The sequence below is a fragment of the Denitromonas ohlonensis genome, from assembly GCF_007625205.1.
Lineage (GTDB): Bacteria > Pseudomonadota > Gammaproteobacteria > Burkholderiales > Rhodocyclaceae > Nitrogeniibacter > Nitrogeniibacter ohlonensis.
In genome coordinates this window covers 1-17,237 of record NZ_VMNI01000021.1, presented here as the reverse complement: position 1 = coordinate 17,237, position 17,237 = coordinate 1, and the positions used below count along the sequence as shown (strand labels likewise).

General features: G+C 67.7%; 11 protein-coding genes. 6 read left to right on the top strand and 5 right to left on the bottom strand.

The features are described from left to right. Positions 1-459 precede the first annotated feature (459 nt). From FHP89_RS18490 to FHP89_RS18480, 3 genes are read left to right on the top strand one after another with little or no spacing between them, the layout of a single operon-like run. On the top strand, positions 460-1,365 hold the full coding sequence (locus FHP89_RS18490; RefSeq protein WP_144179417.1) for a TRAP transporter TatT component family protein: 906 nt from the start codon (positions 460-462) through the stop codon (positions 1,363-1,365). A gap of 3 nt (positions 1,366-1,368) precedes the next feature. After that, positions 1,369-2,376, top strand: a complete 1,008-nt coding sequence (locus FHP89_RS18485) for a TRAP transporter substrate-binding protein (protein WP_144179416.1) — start codon at positions 1,369-1,371, stop codon at positions 2,374-2,376. Between the two features lie 52 nt (positions 2,377-2,428). After that, on the top strand, positions 2,429-4,267 hold the full coding sequence (locus FHP89_RS18480; RefSeq protein ID WP_144179415.1) for a TRAP transporter large permease: 1,839 nt from the start codon (positions 2,429-2,431) through the stop codon (positions 4,265-4,267). Here FHP89_RS18480 and FHP89_RS18475 read toward each other — a convergent pair whose 3' ends face one another. The 5 genes from FHP89_RS18475 to FHP89_RS18455 form a co-directional block, all read right to left on the bottom strand. Next, on the bottom strand, positions 4,268-5,281 hold the full coding sequence (locus tag FHP89_RS18475) for an extracellular solute-binding protein (RefSeq protein WP_391525940.1): 1,014 nt from the start codon (positions 5,279-5,281) through the stop codon (positions 4,268-4,270). Between the two features lie 16 nt (positions 5,282-5,297). Beyond that, positions 5,298-5,957, bottom strand: coding sequence for a Fe2+-dependent dioxygenase (locus FHP89_RS18470; RefSeq protein ID WP_260851669.1), 660 nt, complete (start codon positions 5,955-5,957; stop codon positions 5,298-5,300). Positions 5,958-5,964: 7 nt separating this feature from the next. Next, complete coding sequence (locus FHP89_RS18465; protein WP_144179412.1) at positions 5,965-7,077, bottom strand: alpha-hydroxy acid oxidase; 1,113 nt, start codon at positions 7,075-7,077, stop codon at positions 5,965-5,967. Positions 7,078-7,138: 61 nt separating this feature from the next. Then, a complete protein-coding gene (locus FHP89_RS18460) occupies positions 7,139-9,487 on the bottom strand; it encodes a TonB-dependent receptor (protein WP_144179411.1) in 2,349 nt (782 codons plus the stop codon). A 450-nt stretch (positions 9,488-9,937) separates the two neighbouring features. Continuing rightward, entirely contained in the window at positions 9,938-10,594 is a 657-nt protein-coding gene (locus tag FHP89_RS18455; RefSeq protein ID WP_186300384.1) for a DsbA family oxidoreductase, read from the bottom strand. A 358-nt stretch (positions 10,595-10,952) separates the two neighbouring features. On the opposite strand from FHP89_RS18455, the gene imuA reads away from it, so the two are divergent. From imuA to FHP89_RS18440, 3 genes are read left to right on the top strand one after another with little or no spacing between them, the layout of a single operon-like run. Beyond that, positions 10,953-11,654, top strand: a complete 702-nt coding sequence (imuA, locus tag FHP89_RS18450) for a translesion DNA synthesis-associated protein ImuA (protein ID WP_144179409.1) — start codon at positions 10,953-10,955, stop codon at positions 11,652-11,654. Positions 11,655-11,666: 12 nt separating this feature from the next. Further along, positions 11,667-13,070 carry a Y-family DNA polymerase gene (locus tag FHP89_RS18445; RefSeq protein ID WP_144179408.1) on the top strand — a complete coding sequence of 468 codons (1,404 nt, stop codon included), beginning with the start codon at positions 11,667-11,669 and terminating at the stop codon, positions 13,068-13,070. Then, complete coding sequence (locus FHP89_RS18440; RefSeq protein ID WP_144179407.1) at positions 13,054-16,221, top strand: error-prone DNA polymerase; 3,168 nt, start codon at positions 13,054-13,056, stop codon at positions 16,219-16,221. The genes FHP89_RS18445 and FHP89_RS18440 overlap by 17 nt, the downstream gene beginning before the upstream one ends. Positions 16,222-17,237 lie beyond the last annotated feature (1,016 nt).

The following is a 17,237-nucleotide window of genomic DNA, read 5'->3' as shown; positions in this document are numbered from 1 at the left end:
AGCGCGCGGATGAAAGGTTTGGATGGTGTACGGATGGCTTCCATCGCGCCGCTCAGACTTTATAACCTTACAGCGTGAGGATGTATGCCTTAGAAAAAAAACCGACTCCCTGAAGGCTGTCGAGAAAAATTTTTCTCAGATCGAAGGGCGACAACCTTATACTCTCTTGGCAGGGTGTCACAAAGGTGTGACACAATTTATAAAACAGATCCCGACGCGGCTCCAAACCCTCGTGAGTTAGCGGCTTCTGGCAGACGTGAAGGTGATGTGGCTCGATTCCGCCCATCACCACCAACAAATACAAAAGCCGCTGGCCCGCGAGGATCAGCGGCTTTTTCCGTTGTGGCACGGCACGCGCAGTCCGTCTGGGGCGCGTTTTAACAAAAACTTCTTTTGCCCACACCCCGCCTCGCTTCATAAACTCGCGCCTTCTCCCCTCCTCGCGGAGTGCGTTTGCGCATGGTGTTTCGACGAGCGGTAGTCCTGATGACGGTGGCGTGCGCCTTGAGCGCCTGTTCGGTGCAGCACCTGGCCGTCGACCGGCTTGGCGATGCGCTGGCGGGCTCGGGGGCGACGTTCAGCGCCGATGATGACCCGGCGCTGGTGCGCGACGCGGCGCCGTTTTCGCTCAAGCTGATGGAGAGCCTGCTGGCCGAGCGGCCCGGGCACGCGGGTTTGCTGCTGGCAGCGGCGCGGGGCTTTACGCAGTACGCCTACGGCTTCGTGCAGCAAGGCGCAGACGAGATCGAGGCCGAGGACGTGGGCGCCGCCTTTGCCCAGCGCGAGCGGGCGCGGCGGCTGTATGTACGCGCCAGGGGTTACGGCCTGCGGGCATTGGCGGTGGCACACCCGGGCATCAACACCGCGCTGCGCACGCAGGCCGAGGCGGCACTTGCGCCAACCACCGCCGCCGATGTGCCCGCGCTGTACTGGACAGCGGCAGCCTGGGCGGCGGCGATTGCGCTGTCCACGGACACCCCGGAGGCGGTCGCCGACCTGCCGGTGGTGGGCGCGATGATGGACCGGGCGCTGGCGCTCGATCCGGGTTTCGACGCCGGAGCGCTGCACACCTTCATGATCACGTTTGCCATGTCGCGCGCCGACGAGGCCGCGCCGGCAGCCACGGCACGCGGGCATTTCGACGCGGCCGTGGCCCTCTCGCACGGCCGCCAGGCCGGACCGTATCTGGCGCTGGCCGAGGCGGTGGCGGTACCCGAGCAGCACCGTGCCGAATTCCTCGCCCTGCTCGGCACCGCGCTGGCCATCGATGCCGACGCCGACCCTGCCCATCGCCTTGAAAACCTGATTCTTCAACGCCGCGCCCGCTGGCTGCAGGGGCGCGTGGACGACCTCTTTCTGGAGTAATGCATGCCCGACCGGATTCGCCGTCTTCTTCTCGTCCTGCTCGTTCTCGCCACCGGCCCGGCCCTGGCCGAGAAGCTCACCCTGCGCCTGGGCACGCTGGCGCCCAAGAACTCGCTCTACCACCGCGCCCTGCTCGAAATGGGCGAGGCGTGGAGGGTGGCGCAGGGCGACGGTTCTAAGCTGATCGTGTTCACCGACGGTGCGCAGGGCGGCGAGTCCGACACCGTCAAACGCATGCGCATCGGCCAGCTCAACGGCGGGCTGCTGTCGGTGGTCGGGCTGCGCGAGATCGACCCGAGTGTGTCGGCGCTGCAGACCCTGCCGCTGATGTTCCGCAGCTGGGACGAGGTCGACCATGTGCGCGAGCAGCTGCGCCCGGCGATGGAGAAGCGCTTCTACGACAAGGGTTACGTGGTCCTGTCCTGGGGCGACGCGGGTTGGGTGCGCTTTTTCTCGCAGCAGCCGGCCGCCGCGCCGGACGATTTCAAATCGATGAAGATGTTCACCTGGGCCGGCGAGCCGGAGCAGATGGAGGTGATGAAGGCGCTCGGCTACCAGCCGGTGTCGCTCGAAACCGCCGACATCCTGCCCGCCCTGCAGACCGGGCTGATCGAGGTCGTGCCGGCCACGCCCTATTACGCGCTGGCGGCGCAGTTCAGTGGCCCGGCGCCGCACATGCTCGAACTGAACTGGGCGCCCATCGTCGGCGCGCTGGTGGTCACCCGCAAGGCCTGGGACAGCATGAGCCCGGCCGGCCAAACGGCGCTGCGCGAAGCGGCCCGCACGGCGGGCGAGAAGATGCGTGCTCAGGCCCGCAAAGAGGTGGACGATGCCGTCGCGGCCATGGTCAAACGCGGCCTCAAGGTCACCCGGCCAAGCCCCGAGCAGATGGCGGCCTGGCAGGCACTGGCCGAGTCGGTCTATCCGCAGATCCGCGGCCGGCTGGTGCCTGCCGAAACCTTCGACGAAGTCACCCGCCTGCTCGCCGACTACCGCGCCCGCAACAAGTAAGCCCCTCTGCGCCTAACCCGGGGGCCGCGTCTGGCTCCCGCCGGAATCATCCATGCCCCGTCCCGCTGAATCCCCGCCGATCTACGACGCCCCTTCCGAACGCGCTGGCCCGTGGTGGCGAGTGCACCGCGTTGAAGACACCCTGCTGTCGCTGGTGCTGGCGGCCATGGTGCTGCTGCCGGTGCTGGAGATCACCTTGCGCAGCACGCTGTCGGTGGGCGTGGCCAATGCCGCGGCGCTGGTGCAGCACGGCGTGCTGCTGGTCGGCATGCTCGGTGCGGCAGTGGCGGCGCGCGAGGGGCGGCTGCTGAGCATCGCCGGTCTGGGCCGCTGGGTGCCCGAGCGTTTTCGCTGGGTGCATCGTGCCGCGGCCGGTGGCTTGGCGATGGCGGTGACCGGGGTGCTGGCCAGCGCGGCGGCCGACTTCGTCATCGTCGAGCGCGAGGGCGGCAACCTGCTTGCCTACGGCGTGCCGGTGTGGTGGGTGGAAGCGGTGATGCCAGCCGGCTTTGCGCTGATCGCGCTGCGGCTGTGGATCCGCTCGGGCGAGCGCTTCACCGACCGGGCGCTGAGCCTCGTGGTGGCCGCCGCCCTGCTCGGCGTGGCAAGCTTCAGCAGCACCGCCACGCCGGTGGTGGCGCTGCTGGTGCTGGCCGTGCTGCTTGGCGCGCCGGTGTTTGTGGTGCTCGGTGGCGTGGCACTGCTGCTGTTCGCGAGCGATGAGCTGCCGCTGGCGGCGATTCCGCTCAACCACTACCAGCTCACCGTCAACCCGTCGCTACCGGCGATTCCGCTATTCACGCTGGCCGGCTATTTTCTGGCCGAAGGCGGCGCGCCGGCGCGGCTGATCCGTGTCTTCCGCGCGCTGTTCGGCCGCTTTCGCGGCGGCGCGGCGCTGGTCACGGTGCTGCTGACCGCTTTCTTCACCTCATTTACCGGCGCCTCTGGCGTCACCATCCTGGCCCTCGGCGGCTTGCTCATGCCGCTGCTGCAAGGGGTGCGCTACCCGGAGCGCGCGGGCATCGGCCTGATCACCAGCGGCTGTTCGCTCGGCGTGCTGATCCCGCCCGCGCTGCCGCTGATTCTCTACGCCATCATCGCCCGCCAGCCGATCGAAACCATGCTGCTCGCCGCCGTGGTGCCGGCCGCAGTGATGACCACAATGCTGGTGCTGCTGGGCATCTGGCGCCAGCCCAAAGACACGGCACCCACGCCCTTCGACGCGGCCGAGGCGCTCGCCGCGCTCAAGGCGGCCAAGTGGGAGCTGGCCATTCCGCTGGTGACCTTCGGTGGGCTGGCCAGCGGCCTGGTGACACCGACCGAGACCGCCGCGCTCACCGCGCTGTATGCCTTCATCGTCGAGGTGCTGATCTACCGCGACCTGTCACTCACCCGCGATGTGCCGCGCGTCATGGCCGAGTGCGGCCTGCTGGTCGGCGGCATCATCCTGATCCTGGGCATGGCGCTGGGTTTCACCAACTACCTGATCGACGCGCAGATCGCCGACCAGGTGTCCGAGTGGGTGCAGGCCAGCATCGCCTCGCCGTGGGTCTTCCTGCTGGCGCTCAACGGCTTGCTGCTGCTGGTCGGCGCCTTCATGGACATCTACTCGGCGATCATTGTGGTGACACCGCTGATCGTGCCCATCGGTCTGGCCTTTGGCATCCACCCGGTGCACCTCGGGGTGATCTTCCTGGCCAACATGGAGCTCGGCTTCCTCACCCCGCCGGTGGGCATGAACCTGTTCTTCGCCTCCTACCGCTTCGGCAAGCCGATCGGCGAGGTCGCCCGCGCCGTGCTGCCGGCGCTGGCGGTGCTGGCCGTCGGCGTGCTGCTGATCACCTACATCCCGGCCTTCTCGATGTGGCTGCCGGGCGTGCTATTGCGCTGATCAGCGGTAGCCGGCGCGGTCGAGCAGCTTTTGCGCGGCGACGAGATTGTTGGCGAGGGTCGGCAGCGGCAGGGTGTCGGCGGTGAAGCGGCCGAGTTCGTCGAGTTCGAGGTTGTCGATCTTCACCCCCGGCACGGCCGGCCACTCGTTGTTGGCGTTGGCGAAGTAGCGCTGGGCCTCGTCGCTGGCGAGGTATTCGAGGAAGGCCACGGCCGCCGCGCGGTTCTTGCTGGTCTTGACCATGCCGCCGCCGGACACATTCACATGCGTGCCATAAGCGCCCTGGTTGGGCCACACGATGCCGACCCGCTTGAGCAGGTTGCGCTCCTCGACCCGCTCGGAGGCCATCATGCGGGCCAGGTAATAGCTGTTCGACACCGCCACGCCGCACTCGCCCACCGCCACCGACTTGATCTGGTCCGAATCGCCGCCCTTGGGCGCACGCGCAAAGTTGGCCACCATGCCGCGCGCCCAGGCTTCGGTGGCCGCTTCGCCGTGGTGTGCGATCTGCGAGGCGACCAGCGACAGGTTGTACGGGTGGGCGCCCGAGCGGCTGCACAGCAGCCCCTTGAGCTTGGGGTCGGCCAGCGATTCGTAGGTCGCCACATCGGCGGCCTTGAGCTTGCGCTGGTTGAAGATGATCACCCGCGCACGGGTCGAAAAGGCGAACCAGTGCGCCGACCGCAGATGCGCGGGAATGCGCGCCTCCAGCACGACCGACTTCACCGGCGCGAAGATGCCGTAGGCCTCGGCTTGCGCCAGACGCGCGGCGTCGACGGTGATCAGCACATCGGCCGGGCTGTTGTCGCCCTCGGCGAGGATGCGTTCGAGCAATTCCTGCTCGTTGCCTTCGATGCGATTGATACGGATGCCGGTCTGGCGGGTGAAGCCCTCGTAGAGCGCTTCGTCGGTCTGGTAGTGGCGGGCGGAGTAGAGGTTGAGGACGGCCTCTTCGGCGAACGCCCCCTGGCTGACAAAAACCACGGCGAGCGCGGCGGTAAGCTTGCGAAGCATCATGGATCGCATCCTTTCAGGTCGCGGCATGCAGCCGCAAAAGGTTGTGGTAGACAGCGGTCAGCTTCAGCAGGTTGGCGTCGTCTGCCGCCACGGTGGCATTGAGGCCCTGAATGGCCTGATCGAGGTCGAACAGCACGGTGCGCGCGGCGTCGTTGTGCACCAGGCTTTCGATCCAGAAGAAGGAGGCCACCCGTGCGCCACGGGTCACCGGGGTGACGCGGTGCAGGCTGCTCGACGGGTAGAGCACCATGTCGCCGGCCGCCAGCTTGACGGCCTGGATGCCGAAGGGGCCTTCGATCTCCAGCTCGCCACCGTCGTACTCGTCCGGCTCGGCCAGAAACAGCGTGGCCGACAGGTCGGTGCGCAGCGACACGCCGGTGCCGGGCACATGCATCACGGCGCTGTCGACATGCGCGCCGTAGGTGCCGCCGTCGGCATAGCGGTTGAACTTGGGCGGGTAGATCTTGCCCGGCAAGGCCGCCGAGACGAACAGCGGCGTCTCGCCCAGACGGCGCAAAATGGCCTGCCCGAGTTCCACGGCCAGCGGCGAGGCGTCGTCGAGCTGGGCGTTGCGTTTCACATGGCGGGCCAGCGTGCCGGCCGTGGCCAGGCCGTCCTGCCAGTCGGCGGCGTCGAGGCGCTCGCGGAAGCGGCGCACCTCATCTTTGCTCAAGACATTTTCAATCGGGATCAACATCAGAATTCTCGCAGATCAGGGTGGAATCGATATCGGCCAGCGTGGCGCAGCCGGCCATGGCCATGCACAGCTCAAGTTCCTGGTGCAAGGTGCGCAGCAGGTGCGCCACGCCCAGCGCGCCGGCCACGCTCAGCGCGTATACCTGCAGGCGGCCGACCATCACCGCCGAGGCGCCCAGCGCCAGCGCCTTGAACACATCACTGCCGCTGCGCACACCGCTGTCGAGCAGCACCGGCAGCTCGGCGCCCACCGCGCGGCGGATGGCCGGTAGCGCGGCGAGGCTGGCGGGCACGCCATCGAGCGCGCGGCCACCGTGGTTGGAGACGATCAGCCCGGCCACGCCGGCATCGCGCAGGGCCAGCGCATCGTCGGCGCGCAGCACGCCCTTGACCAGCACCGGCAAGCGGGTGGCCGACAGCAGCCAGCGCAGGTCGGCCCAGGTGGGCGCCTCGCGCATGGCGCCCTGAAAGATGAGGCTCGCGTCCGCGGCCAGTGCCCGCTGCGGCGGCACGGCGTAGCGCGCCAGATTGACCGCGCCCGGCAGCGCAACGCCGGCACGCACGGCCCGTCGGCTGGGGCTCTGCACCGAGGCATCGAGTGTGACCACCAGCGCGGTATAGCCAGCCTGCTCGGCGCGCTGGATGAGATCCAGCGTGGCTTCACGCTGCGGCTGAAAGTAGAGCTGAAACCACTTGTCACCCTCGCTGGCGCGGGCGATGTCTTCGATCGGGTGTGAGGCGAGCGTGCTGACCGTCAGGCAGGCGGCGGCGGCGGCCGCGCCGCGCGCGGTGTCAATCTCGCCGGCCGGATGCACCAGCGTCTGGTAGGCCAGCGGCGCCAGCGCGATGGGGTGGCGCCAGGGGCGGCCGAGCACCGTGCTGCGCGTATGCCCGGCGGTGACGTCGCGCAGCAGACGGGGCAGGATCTGCCAGCGCTCGAAGGCGCGACGATTGGCGCGCAGCGTGCGCTCATCGCCACTGGCGCCGGCGATGTAGGCCAGCGCGGGCGCGGCGATGAACTGCGGCGCCAGCGCTTCGTAGTCGGCGGCGCAGAGGATGTCGCGCGGGATGTGGTCCAGCGTGGCGTGTGCGGTCATGAAGCTCCCATCAATACAAAAACGCCGGGCCACCCGGCCCGGCGCTGGATACCCCCTTCGCTCAGAAGTCGTAGTTGAGCGTCAGGCGGGCGTTGCGGGCATCGCCCAGGTAGAGCATGGCGCCGGAGCGATAAGCCGCGAGGTAGTAGGTTTCGTCGGTGACGTTGCCGATGTTCAGACGCACGCTGGTGTTGCGGTCGATCTTGTAGGCCGCGAACAGGTCGAACACGGTGTACTCGGGCACCTTGATGTTGAGCGACTCGGGCGACTCGGGCGTGCCGGAGAACTTCTTGCTCTGGTAGGTCACATTGCCGCCGAAGCTGAACTTGGGCGTGGCCTGGTAGTTGAGCAGCACCGAGGCGGTGGTTTCGGGGAAGTTGGACAAACCGTTGCCCACCCGGCTGCTGTCCTGCGAGCGCAGCCACTTGGCGTTCATGAAGGCCACGCCGCCCTGCGCGGTCAGCTTGGGCATGACCTCGCCGGCCAGTGAAAACTCGACGCCACGCACCCGGTACTTGCCCGAGTTGATGGCACCAATGTCGGTGTAGCTGGCGCCGCCCAGCACTTCCATCACATCGCTCTTGGTCACCTGAAACACCGCTGCGGTCGCCAGCATGCGGCCGCCGTTGACGTTCCACTTGGTGCCCAGCTCGATGTTTTCCGACAGCTCCGGGCTGCTCTGCGCGAACAGCGCCTGGCGCTCGGCGGTGCTCAGCGTGCCGCCGGGCCCGGTGGCCGGCACGCAGATGCCGCCGTAGTCGCACGAGGTCACATCCGACTCGCCGCCGTTGAAGTCGCTGGCGGTGCTGTAGGTGAAGTACACATTGGCGTCGGGGCGGAACTTGTAGGTCAGGCCGAGGTGGCCGTTCCACAACCCGTCTTCCAGCTTCCACTCGGTCTTGGTGGTCGTCCCCGCCAGCGTGCGGTAATCGAAGCGGTCATAGCGCAGGCCGCCGAAGAGCGTCCATTTGTCGTTGAGGTCGACGGTATCCATGGCCGACAGGGAGATCGTCTTCACGTTCCAGTCGATGTCCGAGGCACCGCGGCTGACCTGGCGATTGAGCACGCTGTCGATGTTGGCCACATAGTTGCCCGAGGCATCAGTGAGGCAGCCGCTGTTGCTGGCGCCGCCACCCCGGCCGCTGGTGACGCAGTTCGAGGCGTTGCTGGTGGTGTATTGCCCGTTGAGCACGCTGTGGTCGGAGAACTCCAGCCCAAAGATGAACTCGTGCTTCATCCCGGCGATCTCCTGCTCTACATACAGGTTGGTCTGGTTGGCGAAGTACTCGACCTCCTGCCAGCCCTGGTGGGTGCCGAGCACCACGGTGTCGTACACACCGCCCGGGTTGGTGGCATGGGTGGTGGTGGCGCGGGCGCTGGTGGCCACGTAGCCGTTGTCGGTGGTGCCGTAGCGGGTCAGGTTGGTGATGCGCACGCTGGGGTTGACCTGGTACTTGGCGCGCACGGTGTAGGTATCCACCGTCGACTCGAGGAAGTCGCCCGACTGCGCATACACCGGGATATTGGTCTGCGGCTTGCCATTGACCAGCCACGAGCCGAGGTCCGGTTTGTCGATGGCGTCGAGGTGGTAGTAGTCGGCGGTGATGTCGAGCCGCTCGGTCGGCTTGATGTTGAAGGACAGCGCCACGCCGTTGCGTTCGCGGTCGGCCGGCGCGCGGTCGGGCACGTCCTGGTAGCCATGCAGCAGGTTCACCCGGATGGCGGCGGTGTCAGTCAGCACATAGTTGGTGTCGGCGCTCAGGCGGCGATAGCTGTCGGTGCCGATGCCAGCCGACAGCTTGGTGAAGTCCACATCGGTGGTTGCCTGCTTGGTCACCGCGTTGATCGCGCCGCCGGTGGCGCCCCGCCCGGCAAAGGTCGAGCTCGGGCCCTTGGTGATTTCCAGCTGCTCGACGGCAAAGCTCTCGCGCACCGTCATGCCGGGGTCGCGCAGGCCATCCACAAACACGTCGCTGCGCGCTTCCTGGCCGCGGATGATGTAGCGGTCGCCAAAGGCATTGCCGTTCTCGCCGGTGCCCAGCGTGATGCCCGGCTGCGCGCGGAGGATGTCACGCAGATCGCTGCGGCCGGTGTCGAGCATCTGCTGCTGGGTCAGCACGGTGATGGTCTGCGGCGTCTCGGCCAGCGGGCGGGTGTGGCGCTCATCGCCCGAGGTCTTGGCCTTGTAAGGCACGCCCGGTTCGGCGTTGGGGTTGGGGTCGATCGCAGTCTCCACCACGGTCACCGGCGCGAGCTGTTGTGTTTCGTTCGACTGCGCAAACGCCGCCGGCATCAGCACGGCGGTGGACATGCCCAACGCCAGCCCGGTACGCGCCACGGCGCCGGTCTGGGTTCGGGTCTGAACGCGAAAACTCGCGGGGATCTGGGTCTTGACGGTCTTGTTTTTCATATCGCCCTGCAGCAAAAGCGCCAAAGCCCGGCGACAAGGACGACACAAACCAGCGCTCCCGCCACACGCGCCATCGCGCCGGCAACACGCGGCAGCGAGATGACACTGTCTGCAAGAGACTCCGACGCCCCGCAAACCCGCGGGTATCGGCGCCCAGCCTGTGCGCAACCTGCGCACCATCCTTCAGCGAAGGGGTTGAGTACGATTGGCTGGCGATGGCTGGCTATCGGGGAATTTTGTTCTGGATCAAGCGCGCTCGATCCGGGCGCAAACGCGGCTCCGCACCGCACAATGCAAATGCGAATCTATCTTATTTACAAATTTAGATCAAGGCTTTTTGACAGCGCACGTGCGCACGGCGACGACAGACGCGTCAAGGCCGCCACCCCACAGCAGCCTCGACCCAAACACGCCTTGAATTGCGCCGGCCGATCACCGGCGCGCCAACCCTCAGCCGCCGGGCAGATTGTCGAGCATCGCCCGCAACAGCATCTCGGACGGCTGCGCGCCGCTCAGAGCAACGCGGTCATTGAGGATGAAACACGGCACGCCGTTCACGCCGCGGGCGCTGATCGCGTGGTGCTGGCGCTGCACCTCGTCAGCCAGATCATCGCCGTCCAGCCAAGCCGGCAGATCCGGCCCGCCGAGGCCGGCGTCCGTCGCCAGCGCAGCCAACACTTCGCTGCGCCCGATGTCCTGCCCCTGCTCGAAGTAGGCGCGAAAGATCGCCGCCACCAGCGCATCCACCCGGCCGGCGTCGGCCCCCGCGTTTTGCAGACGCAGGATCAGGCGATGCGCCTTGACGGTCGACGGCCGGCGGCTGATCGCCGCAAAGTTGAAGTGCGCGCCGCTGCCCTCGGCTGCGGCGCTCACCTGCGCCTGCAAGCCTTTCACCGCGTCCATGCTGCCGAACTTGCGCACCAGATGCTCGGGGTAGGCATGTCCCTCGGCCGGCATGTCCGGGTCGAGCATGAAAGGCCGGTGGCGCACCACCACCCGCGCATCCGGCCGCTGCTCGGCCAGCAACGCCAACGCGGCATCGAGTCGCGCTGTGCCCACATGGCACCACACGCACACGAAATCGGCCACCACATCAAGGGTTAGCACGGGCGTCTCATCAGAGGCATTCATTGTCTGGCTCAAACCACACTCTCCTGAAAGCACGCTCGGTCGCGCCGACCATTGTAGGGCGGGTTTCAACCCGCCATGGTCGGCTGAAGCCGACCCGACACGACATCGAGACGCTGCAAGCCTGGCAGACACAGGCTGCCATTCAAGGTTCCACGCCGAGCCCCGTCGCGCGATCCTGATTCCGCGCCTCAAACACAAAATTTATCTACGCCGACGCCCCCCGCGCCGGCACTGGGATCAAGCACAAAAGCGGCTTTTTCCCGCCCGACAAGTCGCTTGACACCCACGCCTCAGCGACAACAATGAGAGCATTCCCCGCGTGTTTTGAAGCCCCATGTCCGCCACCCCCGCCGCCCTCGATGACCTGCTCCAACGTGCCGACCTCTGGCGCGGCGGCGCCTGCGCGCATCACGCCGAGGCAGCGCTGGGCAGCGGCTTTGCCGCGCTCGACGCGGTGCTGCCCGACGGCGGCTGGCCCTGCGGCGGGCTGACCGAAATACTCAGCGGCGGACTCGGCATTGGCGAGCTCAGCCTGTTTCTGCCCGCGCTGCGCCAGCTCGACGCCGACGCCGGCTGGATCGTCATCGTCGCCCCGCCCGCGCAAGTTCACGCCCCGGCCTGGCAGTCGCTCGGCCTGCCGCTGTCGCGCCTGCTGGTGGTCGAGGCCGAGGGCGCCGACGCCGCCTGGGCCTGCGAGCAACTGCTCGGCAGTGGCGCGCTGGCCGCGCTGCTCGTCTGGCTACCCACCGCCGACGCCCGCAGCCTGCGCCGCCTGCAACTGGCCAGCAGCGGCACCCGTTGCCTGAGCCTCGTCTTCCGCCCCGAGCGCGTCGCCAACCAACCCTCGCCCGCGCCACTGCGCATTGCCCTGCGTGGCAGCAACACCGGTCTGCAGCTCGACATTCTCAAGCGCCGTGGCCCGCCGCTGGCGCAGCCGATCAGCCTCGCCATCGAGCGGCCGCTGCCGTGGTCGCGTCTGGTGCGCCGTGTCCGCCCCGCCGAGCCGGTGCCACGTCGGGAGCCGCACGTCGCCTGACGGCCCTGACCCATGCTGTGGCTGGCGATTCACTTTTTCCGACTCCCCGTCGAGGTGCTGGCGCTGCCCGCGCCGGCCGCTGCCATCGCGCAGCAGCGCATCATCGCCGCGGATACCACGGCCGCCGAGGCCGGCATCCGCCCCGGCCAGCGTCTGGCCGACGCCCTCGCCCTACTGCCCGGCCTGCGCCCGCATGAACGCCAGGCCGAGCGCGAACTCGCCGCGCTCGAATCGCTGGCCTGCTGGGCCGGCAACTTCACCCCGACGGTCAGCCTCGCCCCGCCCGACACCTTGCTGCTCGAAATCGGCGGCTGCCTGCAATTGTTTGACGGGCTCGAGCCGCTGCTCGGCAAGATCCGCGACGGCGGGCAGTCGCAAGGCCTGAGCCTGCGCTTTGGCCTCGCCCCCACGCCGCTGGCCGCGCGCTGGCTCACCCATGCCGACAGCACCACCGCGCACTGGCAAGCCGCGCTCGCCACCTTGCCGGTCGAAGTGCTCGGCCTCAAGGACGCCGCCGAACGCCGCCTCCACGCGCTCGGCCTGCGCACGCTGGCGCAGCTCTTTGCCCTGCCCGGCGCCACCGTCGGCCACCGCTTCGGCAAGGCGCTGCCGCTGCAACTGGCGCGGGCGCGCGGCGAGCTGCCCGACCCGCAGCCGCCCTTCGCCTTCCCCGAGCGCTTTGTGCAGCGGCTTGAGCTGCCGGCTAAGGTCGAAGTCGCCGACCATCTGCTCTTCGCCGCCCGCCGCCTACTGATGGCGCTGGCCGGCTGGCTGCAGGCGCGCATGCTCGGCATCACCACCTGCACGCTGGTGCTCGACCATGAAGACATCCCCGCCACGCATCTACCCCTCGGCTTTGCCTCGCCCACCCGCGACGCCGAGCGCCTGATCCGCGTCGCCCGCGAGCAACTCGAACGCCACCGCCTCGCCGCGCCGGTCACCGAGCTGCATCTGCACGCCGACGCGCCGCAAGCGCTGGCCGGCAGCAGCGTGGCGCTGTTCGGCCAGCAAGACACCGGCAACATCGCGCCAGTCATCGAGCGCCTGCGCGCCCGGCTCGGCGACGCCGCCGTGCACGGCCTCGCGGTGCAGGACGACCACCGCCCCGAATGCGCCACCCGCGCCATCCCCTGGCCCGAGCCCAAAGATGCGCCCGACACCGCCTCGCCCCCGCGTCCGTTGTGGCTGCAAGCCAAGCCGCAGGCGCTGCACGAAGTCGCCGGCCGGCCCACCTACGCCGGCGCCGCGCTCAATCTGCTGACCCGCGCCGAGCGCCTGGAGAGCGGCTGGTGGGATCAGGACGAAGCCACCGGCGACCTGCGCCGCGACTACTTTGTGGCCACCACCGCGCAGGGCGCGTGGCTGTGGATCTACCGCGACGCCCAAGGCTGGTGGCTGCATGGCCAGTTCGCCTGAGTCCGCCAAGCACACGCCGCGGCCGGCCTACGCCGAGCTGCATTGCGTGTCCAACTACAGCTTTCTGCGCGGCGCCTCGCACCCCGAAGAACTGGTCGAGCGCGCCTGGCAGCTCGGCTATCGCGCCCTGGCGATCACCGACGAATGCTCGCTGGCCGGCGCCGTGCGCGCGCACGAAGGCCTCAAGCTGGCGGCTGAAAAATTCAATGCCGACCCGGCCGACTTCAAACTCATCTACGGCGCCGAATTCACCCTCGCCTGCGGGCTGAAGCTGGTGGTGCTGGCCTGCAACCGCGCCGGCTACGGCAACCTCTCGGCGCTCATCACGCTCGGCCGCCGCCGCGCCGACAAGGGCGACTACCACCTCACCCGCGGCGACATCGACGCCCTCGCCCCCGCCGCCGCGCTGCCCGACTGCCTCGCGATCTGGCTGCCGCACGAGGCCGCCACCGAGGCAGACGCCCGCTGGTTTGCCGAGCGCTTTGCCGGCCGTGGCTGGGTCGGCGTCGAGCTGCACAGCGGGCCGGACGACACCGCCCGCCTCGCCCGCCGGCGTGCCCTGGCCGACGCGGCAGCCCTCCCGCTGGTGGCCGCCGGCGATGTGCACATGCACCGCCGCCACCGCCGCCCGCTGCAAGACACACTCACCGCGCTGCGCCACAAAGCCACGGTGTTCGAGGCCGGCCGCCGGCTCTTCCCCAACGCCGAGCGCCACCTGCGCCACCCGCTGCGCCTCGCCCGGCTCTACCCGCCCGAGCTGCTCGCCGAGACCACCCGCATCGCCGATCGCTGCCAGTTTTCACTCAGCGAGCTGCGCTACGAATACCCGCAAGAGATCGTCCCCGCCGGCGACACCGCCACCAGCTACCTGCGCCGCCTCACCGAGACCGGCCTGCGCACCCGCTACCCCGACGGCGTGCCCGCCGAGGTCGCCCGCACCGCCAACAAAGAGCTCGCGCTCATCGCCGAGCTGCGCTACGAGCCCTTCTTTTTGACGGTGTACGACATCGTCTGCTTCGCGCGCGGCGAGGGCATTCTGTGTCAGGGGCGCGGCTCGGCGGCCAACTCGGTGGTGTGTTTCGCGCTCGGCATCACCGAGGTGGACCCGCAGCGTGCGTCCTTGCTGTTCGAGCGTTTCCTCTCGCGCGAGCGCGGCGAAGCGCCGGACATCGATGTCGACTTCGAGCACGAGCGGCGCGAAATCGTCATCCAGTACATCTACCGCAAATACGGCCGCGAGCGCGCCGCGCTGGCCGCCACCGTCATCCGCTACCGCACCCGCGGCGCGCTGCGCGACGTGGGCCGCGCGCTCGGCTTCAGCCCCGAACAGATCAGCGCGCTCACCCGCTCCATGGCCTGGTGGGACAAACGCGACCAGCTGCCGCACCGCCTGCGCGAGATCGGCCTCGACCCCGCCAGCCCGCGCGTCTCCAAATGGCTGGCGCTCACCGAGCAGCTCGTCGGCACGCCGCGCCACCTGTCGCAGCACGTCGGCGGCTTCATCATCTCCGACGGCCCGCTGGCACGGCTGGTGCCGGTCGAAAACGCCGCCATGGCCGAGCGCTCCGTCATCCAGTGGGACAAGGAAGACCTCGAATCGCTCGGCCTGCTCAAGGTCGACGTGCTGGCGCTGGGCATGCTCTCGGTCATCCGCCGCGCGCTCGATCTGGTCAGCCAGCGGCGCGGCACGCCGGTCACAATGGCCGACATCCCCGCCGCCGACCCCGCCACCTTCGAAGCGCTGTGCAATGCCGACTCCATCGGCGTGTTTCAGGTCGAATCACGCGCACAGATGAGCATGCTGCCGCGCCTCAAGCCACGCCAGTTCTACGACCTGGTGGTGCAGGTCGCCATCGTCCGGCCCGGCCCCATCCAGGGCGACATGGTTCATCCCTACCTCAGCCGCCGCAACCACCCCGCCGAAGCCGCGCGCGAAATGGCCAAGCTGCCCGCCGCCGTGCGCGCCGTACTCGAACGCACGCTGGGCGTGCCGATCTTTCAGGAGCAGGTCATGAAGCTGGCCGAAGTCGCCGCCGGCTTCACCCCCGGCGAGGCCGACGAGCTGCGCCGCGCCATGGCCTCGTGGCGGCGCAAAGGCCACATGCAGCAGTTCAAGGACAAGCTGCGCGCCGGCATGGCCGAACGCGGCTACACGCAGGAATTTGCCGACGCCCTGTGCCGGCAGATCGAAGGCTTCGGTGAATACGGCTTCCCCGAATCACACGCCGCCAGCTTCGCCCTGCTCGCCTACGCCTCCGCCTGGCTCAAGTGGCACGAGCCCGAAGCCTTCCTGTGCGCCCTGCTCAACAGCCAGCCCATGGGCTTCTACCGCCCCGCCCAACTCGTGCACGACGCCCAGCGCCACGGCGTGCGCGTGCGCCCGGTCGACATCACCCGCAGCACCTGGGACAGCACGCTCGAGCCCACCGGCGCCCTGCACGAACGCCCGGCCGTGCGCCTCGGTCTGCGCGAAATCGCCGGCCTCAGCCACGCCACCGGCACCCGCATCGACGCCGCCCGCGCCCAGGCGCCCTTCACCTCACTGCACGACCTCGCCCACCGCGCCGACCTGAGCCGCGCCGACCTCGACCGCCTCGCCGCCGCCGACGCACTCAAACCGCTCAGCGGCCACCGCCGCGCTGCGCTGTGGCAAACCAGCGGCCTGCACCGCCAGGGCGACCTCTTCGACACCGCCCCGCCGCAAGAAGCCGCCGTGAGCCTGCCCGAAGCCAGCGAAGGCGAAACCATCCTCACCGACTACGCCAGCCTCGGCTTCAGCCTCGGCCGCCACCCCCTCGCCCTGCTGCGCGAGCGCCTCACCGAACGCCGCTTCCTCCCCGCGGACACCCTCCAGCACCTCCCCCACGCCGCCCTCGTGCGCGCCGCCGGCATCGTCACCTGCCGCCAACGCCCCGGCACCGCCAGCGGCATCGTCTTCGTCACCCTCGAAGACGAAACCGGCATGAGCAACATCGTCGTCTACTCAGACCTCGCCGAACGCCAACGCCAGATCCTCCTCGGTGCCCGCCTGCTCGGCGTCTACGGCCAACTCCAACGCGACGGCCGCGTGGTGCATGTGCTGGCGAAACGGCTGGTGGATCTGACGGACTGGATGGCGGAACTGACGACGCGGAGTCGGGATTTTCATTGAGGGAGGGGTGTAGATCGGCAGAAGCAGCCGGCGCTGCTGGCTTAACGACAACCGAACTCGCTCACCACCCATGACGAAGGGGTGGCGCCTTCCATTTGGAATGGTGTAGCGTTCGGGTATCCGGCATGGCTGAGAAGGCGCGTCGATCTTGGAGCGCGTGACGGAAAACCGTGATCTGCCGCCTGTTTTTCTCGAATAATGTCGTATTACAAGATTTGATCCCGAGCCTTGGATCCCGAGCCTTGCGAGCGTTGTGCATAAGCTTGCTCGGTACGGATGCTGTAGTGCTTCACCCGGATGCGCTCCCGAACCAGATCGAGCAACCGAGGCGGCGACGCATTTGTACTCATTTTTTAGGAAGGTCTACATTGCAAAAGACCTATGAATCGTAAGGACTTTTTCATGCAAAGACAAAATGGGAATGTCATTTTGACGCAATGTTTTTCGTCAATTAGGCTGTCCACTTAACGTTATGCGTTCTGAAGCCAAACCCATTTCCGCTGAGTATGAGCGCCGGGACTCCTGCGTTCTTGAAGTTCGCTTTTCGGTGGTTGGCTTATACATCGTTGTAGAGGTGTATCCACGTGCGGCTTCGAAATCTGTACCGGTTGAAATTTTCTTTCCATATCACTCTGGGTTTCAGCTTCTCGACGAAGGCGACATGCCAACTTGGCTAGGTGGGCAGTGCTATGGAACTGGCCATGTCCTTTACGAAGTTACCTCGGGTGGTTGGCTATCCAGAGCTTCCGCAGAAAACGGGCTGGCCATCGCAAGCGCTACATGCCGTGAGTGGCTTGTTGTCACTTCCAACGAGTGCGTGAGTATATTTTCGGCGGCAACACCAAGCATTCGAGAACTCGCTCCATGAGCGCAATGCATAACGACTAAGGTTAGATCGTGATCGCGAAGCGAGCCACGATCTGAACCGTTTGTTGGACGAGCCCGGCCCTCGGGCAATTTAGCTCGACTCTTCCCCTGCAAATATCTCTCGATGATCCGCCCCGAACGGGGCGGTT

What these genes read in the sequence shown, in the direction of transcription:
- FHP89_RS18490 (WP_144179417.1), top strand. Translation starts at nt 460, where the DNA reads ATGGTGTTTCGACGAGCGGTAGTCCTGATGACGGTGGCGTGCGCCTTG.
- FHP89_RS18485 (WP_144179416.1), top strand. Translation starts at nt 1,369, where the DNA reads ATGCCCGACCGGATTCGCCGTCTTCTTCTCGTCCTGCTCGTTCTCGCC.
- FHP89_RS18480 (WP_144179415.1), top strand. Translation starts at nt 2,429, where the DNA reads ATGCCCCGTCCCGCTGAATCCCCGCCGATCTACGACGCCCCTTCCGAA.
- FHP89_RS18475 (WP_391525940.1), bottom strand. Translation starts at nt 5,281, where the DNA reads ATGCTTCGCAAGCTTACCGCCGCGCTCGCCGTGGTTTTTGTCAGCCAG.
- FHP89_RS18465 (WP_144179412.1), bottom strand. Translation starts at nt 7,077, where the DNA reads ATGACCGCACACGCCACGCTGGACCACATCCCGCGCGACATCCTCTGC.
- FHP89_RS18460 (WP_144179411.1), bottom strand. Translation starts at nt 9,487, where the DNA reads ATGAAAAACAAGACCGTCAAGACCCAGATCCCCGCGAGTTTTCGCGTT.
- imuA (WP_144179409.1), top strand. Translation starts at nt 10,953, where the DNA reads ATGTCCGCCACCCCCGCCGCCCTCGATGACCTGCTCCAACGTGCCGAC.
- FHP89_RS18445 (WP_144179408.1), top strand. Translation starts at nt 11,667, where the DNA reads ATGCTGTGGCTGGCGATTCACTTTTTCCGACTCCCCGTCGAGGTGCTG.
- FHP89_RS18440 (WP_144179407.1), top strand. Translation starts at nt 13,054, where the DNA reads ATGGCCAGTTCGCCTGAGTCCGCCAAGCACACGCCGCGGCCGGCCTAC.